Origin of the sequence: Blautia sp. aa_0143 (genome assembly GCF_004167315.1) — a bacterium.
Lineage (GTDB): Bacteria > Bacillota > Clostridia > Lachnospirales > Lachnospiraceae > Blautia_A > Blautia_A fusiformis.
On the sequence record NZ_RCXU01000023.1, the window covers coordinates 12689 to 39341 of the forward strand.

Sequence of the window (26653 nt, forward strand, 5' to 3'; positions counted from 1 at the left end):
ATCTGCATCTGCGTATGAAAGGGGAGAGGATATGAAGCCCAGAAATAAAATCCAGCCTTTACCGTTTGTTCTTCCTGCACTGTTCGTATATATTCTTACTGTTATCATCCCAATTCTGTGGTCAATGGGTTACAGCCTTTTTTCCTGGAATGGAATCGGTGATATGAAGTTTATCGGACTGGAAAATTATGTGAGGATGTTTCAGGATGAGACATTTCGTGAGGCTGTTGTAAATAATCTTAAATTTGTTGTATTGGGAAGTTTGTTCCAGTTATGTGCAGGACTGATCCTGGCAATTTTGCTTACACATATTTCCAAAGGTGGAAATATTCTGCGGGTTATTTATTTTATTCCATGTATCATTTCATCTATGGCGATCTGCCAGATTTTTTCCAAAATGCTTTCTGTCCAGCCCCAGGGCCTGGTTTGCTATGTGATGGAAAAACTGGGAATGGAACCTATCGCTTTGCTGGCAAATTCCCATACAGCGCTGATTACCATAACCATGATCGATGGATATAAATACTGTGGTCTGTACATGATCATTTTTTATTCCGCATTTGTATCCATATCAAAGGATGTGATCGAGGCATCTACAATGGATGGCTGCAATGTTTTTCAACAGTATCGTTACATAAAGCTTCCACTGGTGAAAAATATATTCAGCATTGTCATTGTAATGCTTGTAAATGGTTGTCTGAAAACCTTTGATGTATTCTATATTCTTGACAATAAATCCAGATCAACAGAGATGGTGGCAACTTATATGTATAAAACCGCTTTTAATTCGGCTGACTTTGGCTATGGAAGTACATTGTCCGTTTTTCTGGTCATTGAATGTCTGGTAGCAGTAGGGATTATACAGAAATGCCTGGGATCGGCGAAAGGAGATGGGTCAGAATGATAAAATCAAGAAAAAATATACCTATTCGTGCTGTGTTCTATGTAGTGATCCTTATTTTTGTCATGATACAGGTCTACCCTATTTTCTGGGTTATCTGCTCCAGTCTGAAAACACCGGATGAAATGACATATACTGCACAGTATGCCCTGCCATCAGGATTTTATCTTGGAAACTATATCAGCGCACTGACGATCTCATCCATTCCAAGATATTTTCTTAACAGTACGGTTGTGGCAGTTCTCACACTTCTTGGCATCGTAGTCCTGGGATGCCCGGTTGCATTTGTGATCAGCAAGGTAAAGGTAAAATATGCCAATGCACTGATGGCATTTTTCCTGTTTGGAATGATGGTGCCTATTTTTTCCTGCCTTATACCCATGTTCCAGATTTATAACAGGATCGGACTGAGAAATACATACTGGGCACTGGTGCTTCCGCAGATCGGGTTCGGACTTCCAATGTGTATCTATCTTTACACCGGATTTTTTAAATTTATGCCGGATTCTCTTCTGGAAGCAGCAGTTATTGACGGTGCCACAATGGGAACCACATTCCGCAAGATCGTGGTACCTATGGCTAAAAATACTACAATGACAGTTCTTACATACAATTTTGTTTTTGTATGGAACGAATTTACATATGCCAATACATTTATCTCATCTTCTGATATGAAAACTCTGCCAATTGGCCTGAATGACTTTGTGGGGCAGTTCGGAAGAGTGGACTGGGGAAGTACATTTGCGGCGATCGTAATATCGATCCTGCCTACACTGATCGTGTATTTTATTCTTAACAAAAACATAATCGAAGGTATGGCTGCAGGTGCGGTCAAGAGTTAGGAGGCTGAAATGGAAACAAGGATTGAATTGAAACAAGGATGGAAAATTTTGCAGGATGTTCATGATACAGGGGAAAAGACCGGGCTTTATGCTGCCAGGGAAGCGGATACTTCCGTAGGTTCCCAGGTGTCTGAATGGGAGGAACTGGAGGAACTGAAACATCTGCAGCTTATCTATGCCAGACAGCCATATTTCGGGCGTGAACTGAGATATTTCAATCAGGCGCCCTGGTGGTACAAAACAGAGTTTGAAGTTCCGGATCAGAAAGTTACGGATGCTGTCCTTAAATTTACCAATGTTGATTATTATGGAAAAGTATGGATTAACGGAGAATTTCTTGGAGAGCATGAAGGATATTCCGCTCCATTTTCCTTTAATGTAAAAGATAAGCTTGTTTTTGGAGAGAAAAATTATCTCATTGTAAAGGTAAGTTCTCCATGGGATGATGAGGTGGAGCTGGATGCACAGGATTCCAGAACCCACCTGGTAAAAAGAAATATGGTAAAAGGTACCTACGAACATTCTGATACATTTATCCAGAGAGATGTAAATCCTGTAGGAATCTACGGAAAAGTGGAACTGATCCTGACAGAAGAAGGTGTTCTGGAAGATCAGACAGATCTGAAGTATGAACTGGATCCGGATGTAAGGAAAGCAGACGTATATGTGGAAACTGAAGCGCGAGGTCTGAAATCCGGGGAGACATATGATTTTAATGTAAAGATCCGGGAAAAAGAGTCCGGTCTTATAAAGGCAGAAAAAACTGTTCAGATAATGGCAGAGAAAGCAGAGACAGGTTTTAAATGTGAGCTTAAAGTGGAAGATGTCAGACTGTGGTCCACATGGGATCATGGTTATCCCTGGATGTATCAGGCAGAACTTACGTTAAGCAGGGGAAAAGACATACTGAGCAGCAGAACAACGAATTTTGCTTTTCGGGACATTCAGATTGAGCGTAATGAAAAAATAACAAGATTCTGGCTTAATAACAGGAAACTGTATATAAGAGGAACCTCTTATTTTCCGGATTGTTATATTTCTGCAATGACAAAGGAACGGTACCTGAGAGATCTTCTTAATGTAAAGGCGGCAGGTTTTAATCTGGTACGAGTACATGTCCACACAGAGCAGGAAGTTTTTTATGATCTGTGTGACGAGCTGGGAATTGCAGTTTTTCAGGATTCGGAGTACAACTGGACGCATCCTTCAACAGATGAATGGGCGCAGAGATTTGCAGATGTTTACAGAGAAAATGTGAAACTTCTGAAGCATCATCCGTCTCTGATCTGCTGGATCATTATGAATGAACCGGGATGTATTGATCCGGATGGAAATGTGAGAAGGAGATTTATGGAGGAAAATCCGGGACCTGCTTTGTACAGGGAAGTACAGAAGATGGATCCGGGCAGACCGATCATCAAGGGTTCTTTCTGCGAAGACGATCTGCTTAGCGGGGACAGCCATAATTATCTGGGTTCTTTATGCGGTGGAGAATATGCAGATATTTATGAGCAGACAGAAAAGCTGAATACAGAGTACGGATTTGATGCACCGGGCAGCAGTGAAAATCTGAAAACTGTTCCGGCGGTATATCATCGTCTGGAAAAACTGGTGGATGATATCCCGAAGATCCAGGAATATCAGTATAAGCTTCTGAAATATTATACAGAGCATTACAGGATCCAGAAATATGAACCTTGCTCAGGATATATACAGTTTATGTTTATCGATCTGTGTCCTCAGAGCTTCTACGGATTATATGACTGGTGGGGAATTCCCAAAAAGGGTCTTCAGGCTATACTGGAAAGCAACGCACCAGTGGGTGCTTTTGCAAAGCACAAAGATTATCTGGACAGTCTGTATATTGTAAATGATACAGATGGAGCTCTGGGAGAGTGTGAACTTACATGGATCATTACAGAAACATTGAACGGAGAACTGGTGGAAAAGGGAAGTGTTAAAGCAGAAGTTCCGGCAGACAGCCGTGTCATGGTAAAAACCTTTGAGAAAGAATACGGAAAAGGCAAGAAGTGGAACCTTACACTAATTCTTTCTGATAATAGCGGTAAATGTATGGCAAAGAATACCTATCAGGATATCTGTACTTTGCTTTCAAGAGTTGATGGGCATCCGGACCGTATGAGCCATGAGTTTGGAATGAGACTCTACTGGGCCTGAGCTATCTGCAGCTCACAGGCACTTTCATCCTTGACTTGTGTCAAAAATCACAACATGTTATACTTTGTGTATAAAGGAAGATTTTAGGCGTGGAAGGAGCGATATTATATGCGTTTACAGAAAGTACAGGATGCTCTGAACAAAAAAAATATCACATTCGAATACACAGAGGAAGATGGTTGCGGAAGTCTGGATTTCATGTTCCGTGGACTGAAATTCCATGTATGGGAATACGAGGACAACGGTTGGGGTGCCGAGACCAATATTTATGCGGCTGGAAGAAGTGAGGACATTGACGGAGATTATGAAGAGAAGATTTCTGCAGAGATTCTTTCCTGGCCGGATATGATCAATAACTGAATATAATAATATTGAATAAAGTGGCTGTAACTGAACGAATACGCTCAGTTACAGCTACTTTTTATCGGAGAAAAGTTTTCTGAAGAACTATAGCTGTACGTTCAGGTATTCACTGGGAGACATCTGACAGTTCTTTTTAAAAACCTTGCTGAAGTAATTTCCATTGCTGAAACCAAGATGCCAGGCAATGTCGTCGAGAGTTATATCCGTAGACTGCAGAAGCCGTTTCACCTCGGTGAGCTTTAACTGCATAGTATAGGAAAAAAGATTCTGACGTTTTTTTAAAACAATCTGGACAGATGCTCCTTACTTAGAAAAAAGATTCTGCAATATCGGCCAGGGAGATATTTTCCAGATAATGTGCATTGATATAATCAAAAACATCACTGATTACCCTACTGGTGAACGCAGAGCAGGGTTCGGGTGATGAAGCAGAATCGGAAGTCCCAGTTTTGCCTGCTTCACTTTCCAACTGAGAAATTGTGGCTGAAAGCGCATTGTTCAAATTCTGGGGATCAACAGGCTTCAGTATGTAATCAATAACACCGGCCTGGATCGCAAGTCTTGTATATTTGAAATCGCTGAATCCGCTGATCACACTGATTTTGCTGTCGATGTGAAGTTCTTCCGGCTTTTTTTAGAGCTGTATTCCGTCCATGACGGGCATTTTCATATCTGTGATAATAATGTCAGGATGCTCTTTGAGAATGATCTTCAGGCCATCTTCGGCATTATCTGCTTCCAGAAGATCACTGTTTGCTCGGATTTATCCCATGGTGTTTTGAACTTCCGGATAAGGAATATGAAGAAGCTTGGGAGCAGATTATGAATGTCTGTGGAACGGTCCATCTTAGCCATTTTCAACGACACAGACACAGACAGCAATGGCAAATCTTCTGAAAGATTATCCGCAGACTTATGTGACAAATATGGTCTATCCGTAAGGTTTTTGGTTGTTACTGAAAAAGATTTCATGGTTCAGGATTCCACATCAGTGACATTGATCTCATCCTGGAATCCGTCAGTATAATGCAGTTCATAATCTTCTGTGATAAAAACGGCCTGCACGCCTTTTTTCTCTGCAAATTTCAGCCCGTCTTTCAGGCCAAGGGCGAAACAGGTGGTGCTTAAGGCATCGCCGTCCACAGACTGGTCGGAGATGATCGTCACAGAAATCAGGCCGTTATCATAAGGATAGCCGGTTTGGGGATTCAGGATATGATGATATAATTTACCGCCCTGCTTAAAGCACCTCTCATAAATCCCAGAGGATACAACGGATTTTCCGGTGATATCCATAACGGCTTCGGTTTCGTTGCGATCTGCAAAGGGCTTCTGGATGCCTACTTTGAAGGGAGTGCCGTCAGGCTTCGAGCCGATGCAGAGGACGTTGCCGCCAAGGTTGATGATGGCACTGTTTACGCCTTTTTTTACCAGAAAATCTTTCAGGCGGTCTGCAATATAGCCTTTGGCAATGGCGCCTACATCGAACTGGATGTCATCAGAGGGAAGTGTGATATCCTGACCATCAATGGTGACGCCGTCGGAGCTGCACAGGGGGAGAACTTTCTGGATATCTGCATCATCCGGAGCCTTCGGGTCTTCTGCTGTGAAATCCCAGAGAGAGGTCAAAGGCGCAATGGCGATGTCAAAGGCACCGTCGGATTCCCTGGTGATAGAAAGTCCTTGGGAAAGCAGAGCAGCAAGGTATTCGGATATATGCCAGGTGTCTGCTGTGCCGCTGACCGGATATGGAGTAGTCTGCCCGTCAGCATTGGGATCTTTATCCGATGTATCTTTGCGGTGATTTAATTTATAAAGCTCGCTGTTCTCATTTGTCCGGCTGAAGATCAGCTCATACCTATCGCACAGTGCCAGACAGTCATCCAGGAGGGATTTATCCTGGGAATCGTAAATTGTGATCTGTACAGCTGTATTCAATTTGATACTGCTGATACTGATGGGCTGATTTCCGGTGGTGGATGTATCTGCATCCGTGATATTTCCGCAGCCTGTGAAAAGGAGCATTGGACAGACAAGAACTGTGCACAATATTAAATAGAAGAAACGGGAATGCGAGCGGCTTCTTTTGGAATGAAAAAAATAAGTTGACATAATATTCTCCTGTTTTCTGATTGACTGACTTAACTGAAGAGCATTTATTTGATGTAAATCTATGTAGTACATGTGGATGGGGTTATTCACTTGACCGGATCAAGTAGCGACGCGGATTGCGGATATACGCTTGACCGACATCGGACAGATTTATGAAATCTCATTATACCATGTATTTCTGAAATCAGAAAGGCATATGCCTGTCGCAAAAATCATTGTATTTTGCAATAATATAAGATATAATTTCTCCGAAAAAAGAACATATTTGCTATGGATGATATGGATCCGAATGATTGACCGGAATTTTTACAGATAAAAGGAGAAATTTTTCATGATAAAAGTAATTGCAAGTGATATGGACGGCACACTTCTTGGTGATGACCATAGGATCGCACCGGAAACCCTTGCAGCAATCAGGCGTGCCTGCGATGCGGGAATCCGTTTTATGGTTGCCACCGGCCGGAATTTTCCCGGTGCCATGGAGGAGCTGAAGGGAACAGAGCTGACCTGTGATTATGTGGTGAGCAGCGGTGCTGAAGTACGGAATCCGCAGCAGGAGGTTGTAAAGAGTACACCGATCTCTATTGAGCTGTGTGAGGAGGTCTACAATACGGCAAAAAAATACCCGGTATCTGTAGCATTTTTTACGGATCGCTATGATTACCGTATTGGAACAAAGAAAGAAATTGAAGACGGGATCATTCAGCAGATCCGTCTTTTCAATATGGACATAGATACCAGCGAGGAGATTGTACGGAAATCCCCGCAGTACCGCAGGATCGCCGGAAACACGAAAGGGATTTCCGATATCCGTTCCCTGGAGAGCAGCGGTGCGCCGGTATATAAGATCTTCATTTTTGCGGCAGATGTGGAGCAGCTGGAGAAACTCAGCGATGAGCTGAAAGAAAATCCAGCCGTTGCAGTGGCTTCTTCCTTTATATATAATCAGGAGATTACAGCAGTAGAGGCGCAGAAAGGCCCGGTGCTGAAAGAATATATCGAGTCTCTGGGTTATACCATGGATGAGGTCATGGTCCTTGGTGACAGTCTTAATGATTATTCCATGATTTCCATGAATTTCGGCGCAACTGTTGCAATGGAAAACGCAGTTCCGGAGATTAAAAGAGCAGCAAAATACATCACAAAGAACAACAATGAATTTGGTGTGGCCTATGCTATTGATCAGGTTTTGGAACGCCAGGGAAAATAGTTTTTCCCCCTTTTGAAAAAGTGTCATATATATTATAATGTAGAAAGATGAATACAGAAAAGCGAAAGGCTTGCGTTCCGGTGTATGAAGCAGAGTGGAATGAGAAGTTTCGCTTTACAAAAAACACAGACAAAGAGAGGAAATCACGATGGAAAAAATGAAAAATGTTTATATTATGGATCACCCGCTGATCAAACACAAAATTTCAATGCTCCGTGATAAAAATACAGGAACAAACGAGTTCCGTAAACTGGTGGAGGAAATCGGAATCCTGATGGGATATGAGGCGCTTCGTGATCTTCCTACAGAGGAAGTGGAAATCGAGACACCGATAGAAACCTGTAAGACACCGATGATCTCAGGTAAGAAGCTGGCAGTGATCCCGGTCCTCCGTGCAGGACTTGGAATGGTAAACAGCATTCTCACACTGGTACCGTCTGCAAAGGTCGGACATGTGGGACTTTACCGTGATCCGGTAACACATGAGCCCCATGAGTATTACTGTAAGCTTCCTGAATCTATTGACGAGCGTATTTCAGTGATCGTTGATCCGATGCTTGCAACCGGCGGTTCTGCCGAAGCTGCCATTGATTTTGTCAAGAAACAGGGCGGAAAGAATATCAAGTTTATGTGCATCATCGCAGCTCCTGAGGGACTGAAACGTCTCCATGAGGCACATCCGGATGTACAGATCTACTGTGGTTCCCTTGACAGAGAGCTCAATGAGAACGCTTACATCTGCCCGGGACTTGGAGATGCCGGAGACCGTATTTTTGGTACTAAATAATTTTGAAAAAATCTTAAAAAATACTTGACACACCCGGCACTGTTATGGTATTGTACCTAAGAACGCTGCCGAAGACAGTAGGTGCCGTAAGGCATAAGGATTAAAACGCCTACCGAGGTCCAAGTATTCTGAGTTAAGATTACACAAGGCCTTATTGCGAAGCAGTAAGGTCTTTTTTTTAAACAGATTGACTTATTGCGACGGCGGTATACAAAATCTATAAGGAGGTGTACCATTTCATGGCAAAAGTAGAACTGAAACAACCAATCGTAGAAGAGATCTCTAACAGCATTAAAGACGCACAGTCTGTTGTACTTGTAAACTACAGCGGTCTTACAGTTGAGCAGGATACAATTCTTCGTAAAGAGTTAAGAGAAGCTGGTGTTCAGTACAAGGTATACAAAAATACCATGATGCGTCGTGCATTCGAGGGTACAGCATTTGAGAGCCTCAGTGATCATTTACATGGCACAAATGCGATCGCTATCTCCGAGACAGACGCAACTGCTCCGGCAAGAATCCTTGCTAAATATGCAAAACAGTTCCCGGCACTGGAGCTGATCGCAGGTGTAGTTGAAGGTAACTACAATGATCAGGCCGGAATTCAGGCACTGTCCACAATTCCTTCAAGAGAGGAACTTCTTGGAAAACTGCTTGGAAGCATGCAGTCTCCGATCGCAAACTTCGCTCGTGTGCTTAATCAGATCGCAGAGCAGAACGGCGGAGCTGACGCAGCAGCTGCTGAGTAATCCCAGCAACGTGCAATTGGCGGCATAACGACCGCATGATTATTAATTAAAATTTATAAATGGAGGGAAATTAAAATGGCAAAATTAACAACAGAAGAATTTATTGCAGCAATCAAAGAATTATCTGTATTAGAGTTAAATGACCTTGTAAAAGCTTGTGAGGAAGAGTTCGGCGTTTCCGCAGCAGCAGGTGTTGTTGTAGCAGCAGCAGGTGCAGCAGGCGAGGCAGCTGAGGAGAAAGATGAGTTTGACGTAGAGCTTACAGAGGTTGGCGCTAACAAAGTTAAAGTTATCAAAGTTGTTCGTGAGGTTACAGGTCTTGGACTTAAAGAGGCTAAAGCTATCGTTGATGGTGCTCCGAAGGTTGTTAAAGAGGGCGCATCCAAAGCTGAGGCTGAGGACATCAAAACTAAACTTGAGGCTGAGGGAGCTAAGGTTACACTTAAATAATCCGATCAGATCAGAAGTTTTAAAGGCTGTTGTGACTGCCGGTTTACCGGCGGCACAGCAGCCTTTTTTAGTGAAAAAATCCAGGGTAAATCTTGCTTTTTGAAGAAAAAGAAAGGATAATAAAGGAGATAGGAAAGGGTGGATGGAATATGAAACGAAAAATAATGGCCTGTATCCTTGCTGCTGCGTTGGGAATCACAGGAGTTTCTTTTCCGACGGCAGCCAAGACAGTGTCTGTCGGAAAAAATGTAAAAAATATAACTGTAAACGTGAAAAATCCTCTGGATGAACTTCGGGCTCAGGAAGCTGCAATGCAGCAGCAGGAGGAGCTTGAAGAAGAGGAAAATATGCCGGAACAGGATCTGGATCCGCTTGTGCTGGATAACGATGGCAGTGTGGTTCCTGCATCACAGGCATCCTGGACAAAAATAGAGTCAGGTGCTGTAGAAGCAGTGGATGTATCAGAGGCACCGGGGGATGAGGAAATATCGGAAAATTCAACTGAAGACACATTTTCAGATGGAAGCACAGATGGAGATTTTGACACAAATAAGAATATTTCTGACAATGCAGCAACGGAAGCTGGCAGTGAGGATATTCAGACAGCAGATGGCAGTATCAGCGGAGAATTGCCGGCAGATTTTTCCGAAGGAACGGAGAACGGCGATAACGGTTCCGAAGAACTTCAGCTTCAGCAGGAAAACGGTAATGTAGAAAACGTCGCAGAGCCGGATAATAATAAAGCTGATGAAGGCGCAGGTCAGGCACAGACTGATTTTACAGATGATGCCAATGCTGCTGGGGATTTTTCCGCAGGAGATGCTTCAGATGGAGAACTTGGAACTTATCAGACTGTGACTCTGGAAGTTGAGGAAGGACAGGATATCACAGCACCCTTGAACACACTGTTTCTTGAACTGAAAGATCAGGCCACAGATGAAAATCCCTGCAAGATTATAATTCCACCGGGAAATTATGAACTGACAGGTACACTTTGCATGTACAGTAATATGTACTTATATGCAAGAGACGCTAATATTACAAAAACGTCTACCACCAAACATCTGATCCTCCGTCTTGGAAATACCAAAGATTCAGAAGGCGGATATGATGGATATCGCAACATTGTGATCGATGGAGGAACCTGGGACTACAATTATCAGTGTGTGGAAAATAAGGATGCACCAGGCGGATTTGTGGGATTTTGCATTGGACATGCTACGAATGTTACGATTAAAAATGCTACATTTCTTAATAATCTAAAATCTCATTTTCTGGAATTTGGCGGAGTGAAAAATGCCAAGATCACAGGCTGTACATTCAGTGGCTATTATAAGAATTATGTGGAAGGCGGACAGGAATGTATTCAGATCGACTGCTGTACAGATGAGAGCAATGTTTTTCCGCAGTACAGACCTTATGATGGAACGACCTGTGAAGATTTTGTGATTGATGGAAATGTGTTCGAAGATGTCTTTACAGGGCTGGGAACGCACAGTATGATGTCCGGAAAAACATATAAAAGGATCACAGTTACGAATAATACTTTCCATAATGTAAAAAAACGCTGTATAAGGTTTATGAATTATGAAGATTCTACAGCAGAAAATAATACCATGGTAAATGTGGGAAATGGAGTGGACATTTCTTCTGTGAGCAGCAATACACACCAGACGCCAGGCTATGATGATGGGCCGGACATGCTGAAAAACAGGAATCTTCGTGTGGCAGGAAACTACATCAGTCTTGCCAGAACTACCAGCATTGGTGGAATTGCATGGATCTGCAGTGGTATAAAAGTTTCAGGCTATAATATGAAAAAAGATGGAGCTGTGCTCCCTAAAAAGATATATCCGGTGAAAGGTGTGACTGTAGAAGATAATCAGATCAGCGGATATGGAAACGGAATCAGCATGTCTCTTACTGACACAGATACCGTAACAGATAATCAGGTAACAATGAAAAAAACTTCTTCATATTCCAATTTTGGGATTTATGCCCAGGATTCCAGAGGAAGCGTTATCAGCAGGAATACAGTGTCCGGAACTGCAAATACGGGAATTTATCTCTCCGGTTCTGTCTATGCAGCAGGATCAGAACAGAGAAATCTTGTAGAGCAGAATACTGTTTCCGGAGCAGGCGGAGATGGAATTTATCTGCAATCTGTAAATACTTCATCCACTGCACAGAAGAATACTGTTAAATCAGTGGCCGGCTCGGGAATACGTGTAAATGCAGGAAAGAACAATAATGTTCTTGGTAATATCTGTTTATCCAACAAAAATCATGGCGTGAAAATTGAGTATGTGGCCGGCGGAGTCAGGGTAAAAAGCAATCGTGTGACATCAAATGCAAAAAGTGGTATTTTGCTCTGGAAATCAAAAGTATCCGAAGTATCAGGAAACCGTGCGGAGAAAAATACGGGGAATGGTGTTTATGCATATGCATCTGTAATACCGGTCATGAAAAAGAATACATTTTGCGAAAACGGAAAGGTTCAGGCGGTATATGTAAAAAGCTGCAAAGGATGGAACGGCATCAACCGTCCTTCATGCAGAACTGTTACATCAAGAAGTACAGCTATAAGCGGAACTGCATCAGGTAGCCAGACAGTTATTGCCTATGCGCGGCGTTCCGGAAAACAGACAAAGCTGGGTGTATCATCCGTAAACAAAAAGAAACAGTACGTTATTAAAATAAAGAAGCAAAAAAAGAATACTGCTCTGAAACTTGTCTCAAAAGATAAATACGGAAATACAGTAACAGTAAATACTGTTGTGAAGTAAGTATGTGTGATAAAAAAAAGATTCTGTTCCGGATATCCATACATCGTATGTATAGAAGGAACAGAATCTTTTTTTTGAAAAATGTAAAAAAATCAAAAAAAGTGCTTGACACACTTTTTTTCTTATGTTAAAGTGGAGGATGCTATATTATGGCTAGATATGCCTGCCTAAAGGTCAGGCGGGATCATGTTGTAATAAATAATAAAAAAACAGGGGTGAAACGTCAATGGAAAAAAACAGAATTCGTTCTGTAAAAACTGGAAAAAGCATGCGTATGAGCTACCAGAGACAAAAAGAAGTCCTGGAAATGCCAAACCTGATCGAAGTTCAGAAAGATTCCTACCAGTGGTTTCTTGACGAAGGTTTAAAAGAAGTATTTGATGATATTTCTCCGATCGCAGATTACGGCGGAAAGCTCAGTCTGGAATTCATCGATTTCACATACGATGAAAAAGATGCAAAATATTCCATCGAGCAGTGTAAAGAACGTGACGTGACTTATGCCGCACCTTTGAAGGTTCGAGTAAGGCTGATCAATAAGGAAACAGAAGAGATCAACGAACACGAGATTTTCATGGGAGATTTACCGCTGATGACAGCTACGGGTACCTTTGTTATCAATGGTGCTGAGCGTGTTATTGTCAGCCAGTTAGTACGTTCCCCTGGAATCTACTACGCGATCGCTCATGATAAGCTTGGTAAGAGACTGTTTTCCAGTACTGTAATTCCGAACAGAGGTGCATGGCTGGAGTACGAGACAGATTCAAATGATGTATTTTATGTACGTGTAGACAGAACAAGAAAGGTTCCGATCACTGTTCTGATCCGTGCACTGGGCATTGGAACCAATGCTGAGATCATCGATCTGTTTGGTGAAGAGCCAAAGATCCTTGCCAGCTTTACAAAGGATACCTCCACAAACTATCAGGAAGGTCTCCTTGAGCTGTATAAGAAGATCCGTCCGGGCGAGCCGCTTGCAGTAGAGAGCGCAGAGAGCCTGATCATGGCAATGTTCTTCGATCCGAGAAGATATGACCTTGCCAAAGTCGGACGTTATAAATTTAATAAGAAGCTTCATTTCAATAAACGTATCGTAGGCCACAAGCTTTCCCAGGATGTTGTAGATACAACAACAGGTGAGATCCTTGCTGAGGCTGAGACACTTGTTACAAAAGAGCTTGCTGATACATTACAGAATTCCGCAGTTCCGTACGTATGGATCCAGGGTGAGGAGAGAGAGATCAAAGTTCTTTCTAGCCTTATGGTTGATATCCGTCACTATCTGCCGGAGCTTGAGGATCCGAAGTCCCTGGGTGTTACAGAATTAGTATACTACCCAGTGCTCGAAAAAATTCTGGAAGAAAATGACACATTTGAGGACAGATGTGATGCGATCAAACGTGATATCCACGACCTGATCCCGAAACACATCACCAAGGAAGATATCCTTGCGTCCATTAACTACAATATGCATCTGGAGTATGGCCTTGGTAACGATGATGATATCGACCACCTGGGCAACCGTCGTATCCGTGCTGTCGGTGAGTTGCTTCAGAATCAGTACCGCATCGGTCTTTCCAGACTTGAGCGTGTGGTACGTGAGAGAATGACAACACAGGACACAGAGAGTATTTCTCCGCAGTCCCTGATCAATATCAAACCTGTAACTGCAGCAGTAAAAGAGTTCTTCGGATCATCCCAGCTGTCACAGTTCATGGATCAGAACAACCCGCTTGGAGAGCTGACTCACAAGAGAAGACTTTCCGCACTGGGACCTGGCGGTCTGTCACGAGACAGAGCCGGATTCGAGGTTCGAGACGTACATTATTCCCACTATGGAAGAATGTGCCCGATCGAGACTCCTGAGGGACCGAACATCGGTCTTATCAACTCCCTTGCATCCTATGCAAGGATCAATCAGTACGGCTTCGTAGAGGCTCCGTACAGAAAGATCGACAAAACAGATCCTTCCAACCCGCGTGTAACCGATGAGGTTGTATACATGACAGCGGATGAGGAAGATAATTACCATGTAGCACAGGCGAATGAGCCGCTGGATGAAGAGGGACACTTCATTCATAAGAACGTTTCCGGTCGTTACCGCGAGGAGACACAGGAGTACGAGCAGCACATGTTCGATTACATGGATGTATCTCCGCGAATGGTATTCTCCGTTGCTACAGCCCTGATTCCGTTCCTGCAGAACGATGATGCGAACCGTGCGCTGATGGGATCCAACATGCAGCGTCAGGCCGTTCCGCTTCTTACAACAGAGGCTCCGGTTGTTGGTACAGGTATGGAGACCAAGACAGCTGTTGACTCCGGTGTATGCGTTGTTGCAAGAAAAGCAGGTACAGTACTTCGTTCCACATCTACAGATATCTCTATCAAGAATGATGACGGAACAAAAGATGATTATCATCTGACTAAATTCATGCGAAGCAACCAGAGCAACTGCTACAACCAGAGACCGATCGTGTTCCAAGGTGAGCATGTTGAGGCAGGACAGGTTATCGCGGATGGCCCGTCTACATCCAATGGTGAGCTTGCACTTGGTAAGAACCCGCTGATCGGATTTATGACCTGGGAGGGTTATAACTACGAGGATGCTGTTCTTCTTAGTGAGAAACTGGTACAGAATGATGTTTATACATCTGTCCATATTGAGGAATATGAGGCAGAATCCCGTGATACCAAGCTGGGACCGGAAGAGATCACACGTGACGTTCCGGGTGTCGGCGATGACGCTCTGAAGGATCTGGATGAGCGCGGTATCATCCGTATCGGTGCTGAGGTACGTGCCGGTGATATCCTTGTCGGTAAGGTTACTCCTAAGGGAGAGACTGAGCTTACTGCTGAGGAGCGTCTCCTTCGTGCTATCTTCGGTGAGAAGGCAAGAGAGGTACGTGATACTTCCCTTAAGGTACCGCACGGTGAGTATGGTATTATCGTAGATGCCAAGGTATTTACAAGAGAGAACGGCGATGAGCTGAGCCCTGGAGTAAATCAGGCAGTACGTATTTATATTGCACAGAAGAGAAAGATCTCCGTTGGTGATAAGATGGCCGGTCGTCATGGTAACAAGGGTGTCGTTTCCCGTGTACTTCCGGTTGAGGATATGCCATTCCTTCCAAACGGACGTCCTCTTGATATCGTGCTGAATCCTCTGGGTGTACCTTCCCGAATGAACATCGGACAGGTCCTGGAGATCCACTTGAGCCTTGCTGCCAAAGCACTTGGCTTCAATATTGCAACACCTGTATTCGATGGCGCAAACGAGGTTGATATCCAGGATACTCTGGAGCTTGCCAACGATTACGTTAATACGGAAGACTTTGAGGAATTCCGTGAGAAATATAAAGACATCCTTGCACCGGATGTTATGCAGTATCTCGATGAGAATAAAGCTCACAGAGCACTCTGGAAGGGCGTTCCGATCTCCAGAGATGGTAAGGTAAGACTTCGTGACGGACGAACAGGCGAGTACTTCGACAGCCCTGTAACGATCGGTCACATGCACTACCTGAAGCTGCATCATCTGGTAGATGATAAGATCCATGCACGTTCCACGGGTCCATACTCCCTGGTAACACAGCAGCCTCTGGGTGGTAAAGCTCAGTTCGGTGGACAGCGTTTCGGAGAGATGGAGGTTTGGGCACTGGAGGCATATGGTGCTTCCTACACACTGCAGGAGATCCTGACAGTGAAGTCTGATGATGTGATCGGACGTGTTAAGACCTATGAAGCGATCATCAAAGGTGACAACATTCCTGAGCCAGGTATTCCTGAGTCCTTTAAGGTACTTCTTAAAGAGCTTCAGTCTCTTGGTCTGGATGTACGTGTGCTCAGCGAGGACGGATCAGAGGTACACATTATGGAAACCTCTGATTACGGAGATACTGATCTTCGTCATGTCATCGAGGGCGATTCCAGAGGACGCAGAGATGAGGAGTCCTTCGGTAAACACGGCTACACCAAGCAGGAGTTCAGCGGAGAAGAGCTTGTCAATGTAGAAGAAGATGAGGACATGGAAGACGAAGATGATATGATCGAGTTTGAAGAGTCCTTTGATGATGAGGAATAAGAAAGGGGAAAGAATACATGGCAGAAACAACCAACGCCAATGAAACATATCAGCCAATGACTTTCGATGCCATCAAGATCGGACTGGCGTCCCCTGAGAAGATCAGAGAGTGGTCACACGGTGAGGTTTTAAAACCTGAAACGATCAACTACAGAACCTTGAAGCCTGAGAAGGATGGTCTTTTCTGTGAAAGGATTTTCGGACCGAGCAAGGACTGGGAGTGCCACTGTGGAAAGTACAAAAAAATTCGCTATAAAGGCGTTGTCTGCGACAGATGCGGTGTTGAAGTAACCAAATCTGCCGTTCGTAGAGAGCGTATGGGACACATCGAGCTTGCAGCTCCGGTGTCTCATATCTGGTACTTTAAAGGAATTCCGTCCCGTATGGGTCTGATCCTTGATATTTCTCCGAGAACACTGGAGAAAGTGCTTTACTTTGCTAACTATATCGTTCTGGATCCTGCAGATTCCGGACTTATGTACAAACAGGTACTCACCGAGCGTGAGTACCAGGAAGCACGTGAGTCTTACGGAGAAGGATTCCGTGTAGGTATGGGTGCCGAGTCCATCATGGAGCTCCTTCAGGCTATCGATCTTGAAAAGGATTCCGAAGAACTGAAGGCAGAGCTTGTGGACGCAACAGGCCAGAAGCGTGCAAGGATCATCAAACGTCTTGAGGTTGTGGAGTCCTTCCGTGAGTCCGGCAACCGTCCTGAGTGGATGATCATGACCGTTATCCCGGTTATCCCGCCGGATCTTCGTCCTATGGTACAGCTGGACGGAGGACGTTTTGCAACATCTGACCTGAATGATCTTTACAGAAGGATCATCAACAGAAACAACCGTCTGAAAAGACTTCTGGAGCTTGGTGCTCCGGATATCATTGTCCGCAACGAGAAGCGTATGCTGCAGGAGGCTGTAGATGCCCTGATCGATAACGGACGCCGTGGACGTCCTGTAACAGGCCCTGGAAACAGAGCTCTGAAATCCCTTTCCGATATGCTGAAGGGTAAATCCGGACGTTTCCGTCAGAACCTTCTCGGTAAACGAGTTGACTATTCCGGACGTTCTGTAATCGTCGTAGGACCTGAACTGAAGATCTATCAGTGTGGTCTTCCGAAGGAGATGGCTATCGAGCTGTTCAAACCTTTCGTTATGAAAGAGCTTGTTGCCAACGGAACTTCCCACAACATCAAAAATGCCAAGAAAATGGTAGAGAAGCTTGAGCCGGCAGTATGGGATGTCCTTGAGGACGTCATTAAGGAGCATCCGGTTATGCTGAACCGTGCACCTACACTGCATCGTCTGGGTATCCAGGCATTCGAGCCGATCCTTGTAGAAGGTAAGGCGATCAAGCTTCATCCGCTTGTTTGTACCGCGTTCAACGCTGACTTCGATGGTGACCAGATGGCTGTACATCTTCCGCTTTCCCAGGAAGCACAGGCAGAGTGCCGTTTCCTTCTGTTATCACCGAACAACCTTCTGAAACCGTCAGATGGTGGTCCTGTAGCCGTTCCTTCACAGGATATGGTCCTTGGTATCTACTACCTGACACAGGAAAGACCTGGAAACAAGGGTGAGGGCAAGTTCTTTAAGAGTGTCAACGAGGCAATTCTTGCATATGAGAACAAGGTCATCACACTCCAGACAAAGATCATTGTCCATTGTCATAAGACAATGCCGGACGGAACTGTTTTAAGCGGCAATGTTCAGTCCACACTGGGACGTTTCCTGTTCAACGAGATCCTTCCGCAGGACCTTGGATTTGTGGACAGAAGCGTACCTGGAAACGAACTGCTTCTTGAGGTTGATTTCCTTGTAGGTAAGAAACAGCTGAAGCAGATCCTTGAAAAGGTTATCAATACTCACGGTGCAACAAAGACAGCCGAGGTACTTGACTCCGTTAAGGCTATGGGTTACAAATACTCCACACGTGCAGCCATGACCGTATCTATTTCCGATATGACCGTGCCGCCGCAGAAGCCGGAGATGATCAAGCAGGCTCAGGATACTGTTGACCGTATCACAAAGAACTACAAACGTGGTCTTATCACAGAGGAAGAGCGTTACAAGGAGGTTGTTGATACTTGGAAGAAGACCGATGATGAGCTTACAAAGGCACTTCTTACAGGTCTTGATAAGTACAACAACATCTTCATGATGGCTGACTCCGGAGCCCGTGGTTCCGATAAGCAGATCAAACAGCTTGCCGGAATGCGAGGACTGATGGCTGATACAACCGGTCATACCATCGAGCTCCCGATCAAGTCAAACTTCCGTGAAGGTCTTGACGTACTGGAGTACTTCATGTCCGCTCATGGAGCTCGTAAAGGTCTTTCTGATACCGCTCTTCGTACAGCCGATTCCGGATACCTGACAAGACGACTTGTTGACGTATCCCAGGAGCTGATCGTTCGTGAGGCGGACTGCTGTGAGAACAGAGCAGAGATCTCCGGTATGGTCGTTCGTGGATTCATGGACGGAAAAGAAGAGATCGAGAGCCTTCAGGAGCGTATCACAGGACGTTTCTCCTGTGAGACAGTTAAGAATAAAGACGGAGAAATCCTTGTTAAAGCAAACCACATGATCACACCGAAGCGTGCAGCCCGTATCATGAAAGAGGGCGTAAGCAACCAGACAGGCGGACCGATCGACAAACTGAAGATCCGTACCATCCTTTCCTGTAAGTGCAAGGTTGGTGTCTGCGCAAAATGTTATGGTGCGAACCTGGCTACCGGTGAGCCGGTACAGGTTGGTGAGTCTGTTGGTATCATCGCAGCACAGTCTATCGGTGAGCCAGGTACACAGCTGACCATGCGTACTTTCCATACCGGTGGTGTTGCCGGTGGAGATATCACACAGGGTCTTCCTCGTGTCGAGGAGCTTTTCGAGGCAAGAAAGCCGAAAGGTCTTGCGATCATCACAGAGATCCCAGGTGTTGCCACGATCAACGACACTAAGAAGAAACGTGAGATCATCGTAAACGATCCGGAGACAGGCGATTCCAAGACTTACCTGATCCCATACGGTTCTCGTATCAAAGTCCTTGATGGACAGGTTCTTGAGGCCGGCGATGAGCTGACAGAAGGTAGTGTAAATCCGCATGATATCCTGAGAATCAAGGGTGTGCGTGCAGTTCAGGATTACATGATCCGTGAGGTTCAGCGTGTATATCGTCTGCAGGGTGTTGAGATCAACGATAAGCATATCGAGGTTATCGTTCATCAGATGCTGAAGAAGATCCGTATCGAGGATAACGGAGATACAGAGTTCCTGCCAGGAACACTTGTTGATGTCCTTGATGTTGAGGAAGTTAACGAGAAACTTGAGGCAGAGGGCAAACAGCCGGCAGAGGGAAAACAGGTTATGCTTGGTATTACCAAAGCATCCCTTGCTACAAACTCCTTCCTGTCAGCAGCATCCTTCCAGGAAACAACAAAAGTCCTGACAGAGGCTGCTATCAAAGGTAAGATCGATCCGCTGATCGGTCTGAAAGAGAACGTTATCATCGGTAAGCTGATTCCTGCAGGTACAGGTATGAAGCGTTACAGTGAGATCAGTCTTGACACAGGAATGCCGGAGGTAAAAACAGCTTCCGAGGAGCCTGAGGATACAGAGGAAATTTCCGTAGAGGAAGAGAAGACTGAGACTGCTCCGGAGGAAGAGACCATTGCTGTTGAAGAGACAGCAGAGGAAACTGCACCGGTAGAAGAATAAGTCGATATACCTTGCTAATATAAATAAATCTCCCCCCGGAAATCCGGAGGGAGATTTCTGTTTATAAGCAGGGATTTTCTGAGAGAGGAGGGATTGCGATGGACAAGGAACTGCCAATTTCCCCGTGGCCGGAATGGAAGATCGTAAGCAAGATCGGGGAAGGCTCTTTTGGAAGAGTGTATAAAGCTCAGAGAACTGAGAAGGGACGTTCTTTTTACTCGGCAATTAAGATAATCACAATCCCCGCCAGTAAAGGGGAGCTGGACAGTGTGCGCTCAGAATCCGGTGATGAAAAATCTGTCCGCGGTTATTTTGAAAATCTGGTGGAGGAGTGCATTCAGGAAGTAAGCACCATGGAGTATTTCCGGGGAAATTCCCATATTGTATCTGTAGAAGATTACAAGGTGATGGAATATCTGGACGAGATCGGATGGGATATTTTTATCCGCATGGAATATCTCACAAGCTTCATGGAATATTATGCGGGAAAAAATCTCACAGAAAAAGAAGTGATGAAGCTGGGTATCGATCTTTGCAGATCACTGGAATACTGTGGGCAGCTTCACATCATCCACAGGGATATCAAACCTGAGAATATTTTTGTATCCAGGTTCGGGGATTTCAAGCTGGGGGACTTTGGAATTGCCAGAGAACTGGAAAAAACCATGAGTACCCTTTCCAAAAAGGGAACTTATTCCTATATGGCGCCGGAGATGTACAGGGGAGAACAGTACGACAGCAGAGTGGACATTTATGCACTTGGCCTGGTGTTATATAAACTGATGAATCATAACAGGCTTCCGTTTCTGAATCTTGAAAAACAGCTGATCACATACAGAGATAAGGAAAACGCACTCACGAGGAGGATGTCAGGCGAAACACCGCCACCACCTGTGGATGCAGGAGAGGCTTTCGGCCCCGTTATCTTAAAAGCCTGTGCTTATGATGCAAAAGAACGATATCAGACTCCTGAGAAATTTCGGGAAGCACTGGAAGAAATCCGGTATGGAGCAGCAAATAGAGAACAGGGAGTTCATGAGAAACAGAAACCAGTGGAGGAAAGACCTGTTCCGAAGTCCATGCCGAAGTTTCTCCAGGAGGGTGCAGCCAGACAGCTGGCAAGAACGAGTCAGCTGAATACGGATGCGATCCGTCAGGCACGTAAAAATCCTGTGCCGGTATCCATACAGCCGGAGAAACCGACAGCCGGAGAAATAGCAAAAAATGCAGCCCGGAATACGCCAAAGGCTCAGAACACAATACAGAAGCCTCAGAAATCTGCATCCGGAAAAACAGCATCCGAAAGGGATAGCCTGTCCGGTTATCCGTCAGGACGTTCCCGTCAGTCAGATCCCGGTATAAGAAAAACCGGAGCTGTAAAGCCTAGAGTTACCTCTATCACAGATCTGGAAGACGACCGTGACCAGAATCTCCAGGAGTGGGAGGGATCCGTGCCAGAGAATGATGGAAATGACGATGACAGAAGGAAACGGAAAGGTATTTTCAGAATGCTTATAACAGCCGGGATCCTTGTTGTGTTGATCGGCGGGATCCTTGCGGTACGAACGATACGGAAACCTGTGGATAACGGGGAACCTTCGTATACAGATTCCGATGATTCTGATGCTCTGAACAAAGGAAATTTCGGTACTGCAGACAATTCGGATAAAAGTTTCGCACAGGCAATGGAAACGATACGTGACCATGCGACAACCATAGAAAATGCTCTGGACAGCTATAGACGTGAAGGTACAGAGGGGGATCGCCTGCGCTTTTATAACGGATCAGGAGAGATCGCCAAAGTACTTGTATATCCCGGCAGTTCCGCAGATGGCGTTTATGAGGAATATTTTTACTGGGGCGAGCAGATGTTTTATACTTATGTATGGGACGGAGATGAGAAGCAGTATTTTTATTATCAGGACGGCCTTCTGATCCGATGGATCGATGCAGATGGTAAGGTTCATGATAAAGAGAGCGATAACGACAAATATGTAGAACTGGGAGACAAATACTGGAGTAATTCTGTAGTGGAGCTTCAGCAGTAATGTCGAAGGGGTTTTACGAAAGGAAAAAGAATGGCCTATCAGATTGATTATGCGTATACATGTCACACCGGAAAGGTGAGGACAAATAATGAGGATAATTTCTGGTGCTGCGGAGTGCGCCTGCCGGTGCACAACCAGGGGGTTGACGGAATCCTGGCAGGTCATACACAGCACTGGCAGCTTCCAATGCTGGCTGTTTTTGACGGCATGGGCGGAGAAAGCTACGGTGAAATGGCAGCTTCTGCAGCTGTGGAAGCGCTGGGAGGCTTCTATGAAGAAAACAAAAAGACCCTGAAAAAAGAGCCTGTGGTTTTTCTGACAGGAGCCTGCGAAAATATGAATGAGGCAGTATGTCGCTACAGCAATGAAAACGGTATCAGAAGCATGGGAACAACCATGGCACTTTTGTCTTTCAGCGAAAAGGCGATCTATGCCTGCAACCTTGGGGATAGCCGTATCTACCGTCATTTTCAGGGGAAGTTCCAGCAGATTTCCACGGACCATGTGATTGGCGGAAAAATGCTGGGAAAAGCTCCGCTGACGCAGTATCTGGGCTTTCAGGAAGAAAACATGGCACTGGAGCCTTCTATCGTGGAGATCGGTTATCAGCCGGGAAGCTCGTATCTGATCTGTTCAGATGGAGTGACAGACATGCTTTCTGATCAGGAGCTTCAGAAGATCCTTGACGGGACAGAAACAGCAGAAGAAAAAGTAGGTAAGATCCTGGAACAGGCATTGGAAAGAGGCGGCAGAGATAATGTGACACTGGTCCTTGCACAGATCAGCGGCTATGAAGAAAAAAATCTTCTCAAACGCTGGGCAGAACGCCACAGTACCGGACGGTAATAAACCCGGGGAGTAAGAAAAGGGATAAGGAGAAAATTTGTGATGAGAAATCGAATGCAGGATCTTGATTTTGAACAGACAGTTGCCTTCGATTCAGTGAAGGACTTTGAATTTACAAGAAAGGCGGCACAGAAGTTCCGCCAGGTTGTCAGTCTGGATTCTTTTGAGGATGAGGATGCAGATGTTATTTTTCATTATCTTTACAAGGAGATGGAACTGGTTTCCTTTGGTGACTATCTGAAACGATATGTGTATGAGCGTGCAGAGCTTGAGGAGCCTTTCTCCCAGGTGCCGCAGGAAGTCTACAGGGAGATCGTTGTGGAATCCTTCAAGGAAACCTACACACCGAAATCTATGTCACCTACATCAGCCAAGCTGAGTTCTCTGGTGAATAACTGGCTGACTCAGGCATCTGTGAAACGTGAAACAGTTTTTCTTCTGGGGTTCGGACTTCGGATGAGTACAGAGGATGTTTCAGGTTTTCTGACCCGGGTGCTTCGTGAGCAGGATTTTGATTTTCATAATCCGGAAGAAGTGATCTACTGGTATTGCTATCGGAATCATCTTGGCTATTATAAAGCGGAGGAATATAAAGAAACCTACAAACAGATGACTCCGGTGGAAAAAAAGACCGGAGAGATCGTGTATGGCACAGGGCTTTGTCTGGACAGTGAAGAAAAGCTTCTGGAATATCTGGCTTTTCTGAAAGGAAGACATGATGATCCGAAATCAGAGAAGAGCCAGGCTTTTCAGGAATTTATGATCCTTCTGGAGCGGGCAAGGAAGATCATTGCAGCCATGTATCAGGAAGATGAGGAAGAAAACGGTGGCAAAAAGATCTGGAAGCCTGAGAATATCAGTGCTTCGGATCTGGAAAAGGTTATCTGCAGCGGGATCCCCATTAATAAAATGGGAAATCTCAAAAAGATGTCCGCATCCATTCTGGCAAAGCATTTCAGCCAGAAGCGCTTCAGCCGCCAGAGGATCAACAATATCCTGAACCATAAATTTCCGGTGGAGCGGTTTGATCTGATCACGCTGGAGTTTTTTGTGATCTCTCAGGAGATGGCAGAGGATGATCCGTATACGAGATACCGTCATTTTCTGGAGGAGATCCAGGAGATCCTGGCCCGCTGCGAAATGAGTGAGATCTACATAGTGAATCCATATGAGTGCTTTCTTCTGATGTGCCTGCTGACAGACTGTCCGCTGGCAGTATTTTCCGAGATCTGGGAAAAATCCTATGAAGAGGGAGAAGAAAAGAACTGAAAAAAGGATGATGCGTTTCGGTGACGCATCATCCTTTTTTTGTCCGATCCGGTAAGTCTGTTATTTTGTTATTCGTTGTAGTATCCATAGATCGCACGGCTGTCCTGTGCGATGGTGTTCTGTGCAGCAGAGGTATCGTTAAGATCCTGTGACATAAAACAGACTACCAGGTCGATCCCCTTTGCGGTGTCATAGATGATGCCGGCATCGTTTTCTACGTGATCCAGTTCACCGGTTTTGTTGGCAACCTTTACCTCGGAAGGCATCTGAGCCGGGATCTTGTTTTTCCTGGTCTGCATTTTCAGAAGACGATACATATATTCGGCTCCTGCCAGAGTATCGTTGTTATCGGTAGCAGTACCCTTGTCGATCTGATAGATGGTCTTCAGAAATTTTCCACAATCCTTTGCGGAAGTGTAGTTATCCCCATTGGAATTATCTGCAAGAAGAAGACGTCCCATGGAAGTGCTGGTGTATCCGTGATCCTGACAGAATTTATTCACACGGGCCATTCCGGCTGCGTCATCCCCGCCGCCAAGATAATTGACAAGTGTATTGGCAGCATCATTGTCGCTGACTGTGATCATGGAGTTCAGTGCATTGTCCAGCTGATCCTTGCTGTATTTGGAGGAAAGACTGTCATAATCCTCATATACAGTACCCATGATATAGAGCTTGATCAGGCTGGCAGCCTGCATCTGCTGATCGTTGATGGTACCTTCGGTATTTTTTGCAAGATTGCATACATATACGGACCAGGTTCCGTTATCGGTGGGAAGAAGAGACTGTACCTGGTTCAGAAGGTTGTCCATGCTGGAATCCGAATTGTCTGTGAAAGTGCTTCCGCTGGATGGAGAAAGAGTTCCTTCTTCCTGAGTGGAAGAAGAACTGTCCTTGCTGCCAGAAGATTCGGAAGAATCGGAGGCTGCAGATGTATCTGTGGATTCTTCCTGTGCGGAAGGACCCTGGACCTCAGTTGAAGATGCTGCGGCAGCAGCGCTGGAAACGGTAGGATCATCAGGATAAAGAGCATCCAGCTGATCGGCTTTGCTGCTGAGCTCAGCGGCAGAATCAGAAACCTCCTGCACACTTTTCTGCAGCTTGTTAACTTTTGTCTGGAGAGATGCAAGCTTGTCCAGGGAGCGGACATTTAGTGCCCCAAGTCCTGCCAGTGCGATGACAAGCACTGCGATCACAATATATAGAAATGTATTTTTTTTCATATATAAACAAACTCCTTTTTATTATTGGAAATAAGCATCGATTCCATTGGCGATCCCCTCTGCCATAGTCTGCTGGAAGGAGGAATCCGCCATTTTCAGATCATCGCTCTGGTTGGTCATAAATCCCATTTCCACAATCGTCACCGGGATCGTGCTCCAGTTAATACCTGTCATGGAATCTGTGTAGATGATCCCGCGGTTCTGGAAGCCGGTAGCTGCGCAGTAGGAATCCACAATGCATTTGGATAGTTTGTTGGAACTGTCATAGAGACTGGAAACATAAGGATTCTGCTGGGACGGACACATGGTCAGAGCACCGGAGACATCTGCAGAATCATCTCCGTTTGCATGGATACGGACACAGATCTCCGCACCCTGGGAAGCGACCAGCTCTGCACGTTCCTTGTTGCTGATAGCGGTATCATTGTCTGTCCTTGTCATTATTACCTGGTATCCACGCTGTTCCAGGATATCCTTAAGCAGAAGAGAAACGTCCAGATTCAGCTGATACTCCGGGAGACCGCTGAAGGAACCTCTGGTTCCGGTGGAAGCCTTGGCCTTCATGGTGGAGGAACCGGGGCCGTTCGGCTCTGTGGCGCTCATATCAACATTTTCACTCTGATGTCCGGGATCGATCCCGACGATATGGCCGTTGTTGGAAGCAGAAGAGGTATCATTACCGCCATCGGTGAATCCCTCACCACCGGCTTCACTGAAAACAGAGGGTTTGGTCGTTTTCTGACTGTTTTCGGCTTCCGGTGCCCGTTCATGTTCAACGGTGTTGTTTTTGACAGCTTTTTCTGTCTGTGCCCGCTGCTGCAGGTATTTGTTGGCTGCCTGTTTCTTTTCGATCTTGGCTGTATAAAGTTCGATATCCTCTTTCATGGATTTCTGCTTTTTCTGGACCGGTTTGATCACAGAGGTCATTTTCTGGTCAACGGCATCGATCTTCCGGTAGGTTTTATAGCTGAGTCCAAAAAGTAATCCAATACAGATAAGACCCGTTAAAAACAGGACGATCGCCATCAGACGGGGCTTTTTTTCCATAAGCTCAAGTCCTTTCTGGGTGAGTATTTTGTATTTGTAAAT

At 45.2% G+C, this 26653-nt stretch carries 20 protein-coding genes and 1 other annotated feature; of the genes, 14 read left to right on the top strand and 6 right to left on the bottom strand.

The window, feature by feature from the left end; translation table 11 throughout:
* Window positions 1–31 precede the first annotated feature (31 nt).
* The 4 genes from EAI83_RS12305 to EAI83_RS12320 all read left to right on the top strand — a co-directional run bounded on the left by EAI83_RS12305 (window position 32) and on the right by EAI83_RS12320 (window position 4281).
* Window positions 32–904 carry a carbohydrate ABC transporter permease gene (locus EAI83_RS12305; protein ID WP_129975539.1) on the top strand — a complete coding sequence of 291 codons (873 nt, stop codon included), beginning with the start codon at window positions 32–34 and terminating at the stop codon, window positions 902–904.
* Complete coding sequence (locus EAI83_RS12310) at window positions 901–1743, top strand: carbohydrate ABC transporter permease (protein ID WP_015526309.1); 843 nt, start codon at window positions 901–903, stop codon at window positions 1741–1743. Before EAI83_RS12305 ends, EAI83_RS12310 begins: the two co-directional genes overlap by 4 nt.
* A gap of 9 nt (window positions 1744–1752) precedes the next feature.
* Window positions 1753–3921: a glycoside hydrolase family 2 protein gene (locus EAI83_RS12315; protein WP_015526308.1), complete on the top strand. Its 2169-nt coding sequence runs from the start codon at window positions 1753–1755 to the stop codon at window positions 3919–3921.
* Between the two features lie 108 nt (window positions 3922–4029).
* Window positions 4030–4281, top strand: coding sequence for a kinase (locus EAI83_RS12320; RefSeq protein ID WP_129975541.1), 252 nt, complete (start codon window positions 4030–4032; stop codon window positions 4279–4281).
* Between the two features lie 87 nt (window positions 4282–4368).
* On the opposite strand, the gene EAI83_RS17910 is transcribed toward EAI83_RS12320, so the two are convergent.
* The 4 genes from EAI83_RS17910 to EAI83_RS12340 all read right to left on the bottom strand — a co-directional run bounded on the left by EAI83_RS17910 (window position 4369) and on the right by EAI83_RS12340 (window position 6396).
* Window positions 4369–4572, bottom strand: a complete 204-nt coding sequence (locus tag EAI83_RS17910; protein WP_255363757.1) for a helix-turn-helix domain-containing protein — start codon at window positions 4570–4572, stop codon at window positions 4369–4371.
* Window positions 4573–4591: 19 nt separating this feature from the next.
* Window positions 4592–4879 carry a hypothetical protein gene (locus EAI83_RS12330; protein ID WP_129975543.1) on the bottom strand — a complete coding sequence of 96 codons (288 nt, stop codon included), beginning with the start codon at window positions 4877–4879 and terminating at the stop codon, window positions 4592–4594.
* Window positions 4880–4918: 39 nt separating this feature from the next.
* Window positions 4919–5047: a response regulator gene (locus tag EAI83_RS18030; RefSeq protein ID WP_084449174.1), complete on the bottom strand. Its 129-nt coding sequence runs from the start codon at window positions 5045–5047 to the stop codon at window positions 4919–4921.
* A gap of 212 nt (window positions 5048–5259) precedes the next feature.
* Window positions 5260–6396 carry an FAD:protein FMN transferase gene (locus EAI83_RS12340; RefSeq protein WP_129975545.1) on the bottom strand — a complete coding sequence of 379 codons (1137 nt, stop codon included), beginning with the start codon at window positions 6394–6396 and terminating at the stop codon, window positions 5260–5262.
* Window positions 6397–6727: 331 nt separating this feature from the next.
* Here EAI83_RS12340 and EAI83_RS12345 point away from each other — a divergent pair, with 331 nt between their 5' ends.
* The 10 genes from EAI83_RS12345 (at window position 6728) to EAI83_RS12390 (ending at window position 24341) form a co-directional block, all read left to right on the top strand.
* On the top strand, window positions 6728–7606 hold the full coding sequence (locus EAI83_RS12345) for a Cof-type HAD-IIB family hydrolase (RefSeq protein WP_129975547.1): 879 nt from the start codon (window positions 6728–6730) through the stop codon (window positions 7604–7606).
* A 157-nt stretch (window positions 7607–7763) separates the two neighbouring features.
* Window positions 7764–8393, top strand: a complete 630-nt coding sequence (gene upp, locus EAI83_RS12350; protein WP_044961929.1) for a uracil phosphoribosyltransferase — start codon at window positions 7764–7766, stop codon at window positions 8391–8393.
* 50 nt (window positions 8394–8443) lie between these two features.
* Window positions 8444–8580: a sequence feature (ribosomal protein L10 leader region), on the top strand.
* Between the two features lie 52 nt (window positions 8581–8632).
* Entirely contained in the window at window positions 8633–9142 is a 510-nt protein-coding gene (gene rplJ, locus EAI83_RS12355) for a 50S ribosomal protein L10 (RefSeq protein WP_021652200.1), read from the top strand.
* 75 nt (window positions 9143–9217) lie between these two features.
* A complete protein-coding gene (rplL, locus tag EAI83_RS12360) occupies window positions 9218–9592 on the top strand; it encodes a 50S ribosomal protein L7/L12 (protein ID WP_015526302.1) in 375 nt (124 codons plus the stop codon).
* Between the two features lie 149 nt (window positions 9593–9741).
* Window positions 9742–12378: a right-handed parallel beta-helix repeat-containing protein gene (locus tag EAI83_RS12365; protein ID WP_129975549.1), complete on the top strand. Its 2637-nt coding sequence runs from the start codon at window positions 9742–9744 to the stop codon at window positions 12376–12378.
* Between the two features lie 226 nt (window positions 12379–12604).
* Window positions 12605–16462 (top strand): DNA-directed RNA polymerase subunit beta, encoded by a 3858-nt coding sequence (gene rpoB / locus EAI83_RS12370; protein WP_021652198.1) that lies wholly within the window; start codon window positions 12605–12607, stop codon window positions 16460–16462.
* Between the two features lie 17 nt (window positions 16463–16479).
* The gene (gene rpoC / locus EAI83_RS12375; RefSeq protein ID WP_129975551.1) at window positions 16480–20178 is read left to right on the top strand and encodes a DNA-directed RNA polymerase subunit beta'; all 3699 of its coding nucleotides are present in this window, start codon (window positions 16480–16482) and stop codon (window positions 20176–20178) included.
* 98 nt (window positions 20179–20276) lie between these two features.
* Window positions 20277–22226, top strand: a complete 1950-nt coding sequence (locus EAI83_RS12380; RefSeq protein ID WP_129975553.1) for a serine/threonine protein kinase — start codon at window positions 20277–20279, stop codon at window positions 22224–22226.
* A 30-nt stretch (window positions 22227–22256) separates the two neighbouring features.
* Window positions 22257–23072, top strand: a complete 816-nt coding sequence (locus tag EAI83_RS12385) for a PP2C family protein-serine/threonine phosphatase (RefSeq protein WP_129975555.1) — start codon at window positions 22257–22259, stop codon at window positions 23070–23072.
* A 42-nt stretch (window positions 23073–23114) separates the two neighbouring features.
* Window positions 23115–24341: a hypothetical protein gene (locus tag EAI83_RS12390; RefSeq protein ID WP_129975557.1), complete on the top strand. Its 1227-nt coding sequence runs from the start codon at window positions 23115–23117 to the stop codon at window positions 24339–24341.
* Window positions 24342–24409: 68 nt separating this feature from the next.
* Here the strand turns inward: EAI83_RS12390 and EAI83_RS12395 are convergent, their stop codons facing one another.
* The gene (locus EAI83_RS12395; RefSeq protein WP_129975559.1) at window positions 24410–25564 is read right to left on the bottom strand and encodes a serine hydrolase; all 1155 of its coding nucleotides are present in this window, start codon (window positions 25562–25564) and stop codon (window positions 24410–24412) included.
* A 21-nt stretch (window positions 25565–25585) separates the two neighbouring features.
* On the bottom strand, window positions 25586–26611 hold the full coding sequence (locus EAI83_RS12400) for an N-acetylmuramoyl-L-alanine amidase family protein (protein ID WP_243113494.1): 1026 nt from the start codon (window positions 26609–26611) through the stop codon (window positions 25586–25588).
* Between the last annotated feature and the right edge of the window lie 42 nt (window positions 26612–26653).

Excerpts from the sequence above, each read along its gene's own strand:
- EAI83_RS12305 (WP_129975539.1), top strand. The coding sequence starts at position 32 with ATGAAGCCCAGAAATAAAATCCAGCCTTTACCGTTTGTTCTTCCTGCA.
- EAI83_RS12310 (WP_015526309.1), top strand. The coding sequence starts at position 901 with ATGATAAAATCAAGAAAAAATATACCTATTCGTGCTGTGTTCTATGTA.
- EAI83_RS12315 (WP_015526308.1), top strand. The coding sequence starts at position 1,753 with ATGGAAACAAGGATTGAATTGAAACAAGGATGGAAAATTTTGCAGGAT.
- EAI83_RS12320 (WP_129975541.1), top strand. The coding sequence starts at position 4,030 with ATGCGTTTACAGAAAGTACAGGATGCTCTGAACAAAAAAAATATCACA.
- EAI83_RS12340 (WP_129975545.1), bottom strand. The coding sequence starts at position 6,396 with ATGTCAACTTATTTTTTTCATTCCAAAAGAAGCCGCTCGCATTCCCGT.
- EAI83_RS12345 (WP_129975547.1), top strand. The coding sequence starts at position 6,728 with ATGATAAAAGTAATTGCAAGTGATATGGACGGCACACTTCTTGGTGAT.
- upp (WP_044961929.1), top strand. The coding sequence starts at position 7,764 with ATGAAAAATGTTTATATTATGGATCACCCGCTGATCAAACACAAAATT.
- rplJ (WP_021652200.1), top strand. The coding sequence starts at position 8,633 with ATGGCAAAAGTAGAACTGAAACAACCAATCGTAGAAGAGATCTCTAAC.
- rplL (WP_015526302.1), top strand. The coding sequence starts at position 9,218 with ATGGCAAAATTAACAACAGAAGAATTTATTGCAGCAATCAAAGAATTA.
- EAI83_RS12365 (WP_129975549.1), top strand. The coding sequence starts at position 9,742 with ATGAAACGAAAAATAATGGCCTGTATCCTTGCTGCTGCGTTGGGAATC.
- rpoB (WP_021652198.1), top strand. The coding sequence starts at position 12,605 with ATGGAAAAAAACAGAATTCGTTCTGTAAAAACTGGAAAAAGCATGCGT.
- rpoC (WP_129975551.1), top strand. The coding sequence starts at position 16,480 with ATGGCAGAAACAACCAACGCCAATGAAACATATCAGCCAATGACTTTC.
- EAI83_RS12380 (WP_129975553.1), top strand. The coding sequence starts at position 20,277 with ATGGACAAGGAACTGCCAATTTCCCCGTGGCCGGAATGGAAGATCGTA.
- EAI83_RS12385 (WP_129975555.1), top strand. The coding sequence starts at position 22,257 with ATGGCCTATCAGATTGATTATGCGTATACATGTCACACCGGAAAGGTG.
- EAI83_RS12390 (WP_129975557.1), top strand. The coding sequence starts at position 23,115 with ATGAGAAATCGAATGCAGGATCTTGATTTTGAACAGACAGTTGCCTTC.
- EAI83_RS12395 (WP_129975559.1), bottom strand. The coding sequence starts at position 25,564 with ATGAAAAAAAATACATTTCTATATATTGTGATCGCAGTGCTTGTCATC.
- EAI83_RS12400 (WP_243113494.1), bottom strand. The coding sequence starts at position 26,611 with ATGGAAAAAAAGCCCCGTCTGATGGCGATCGTCCTGTTTTTAACGGGT.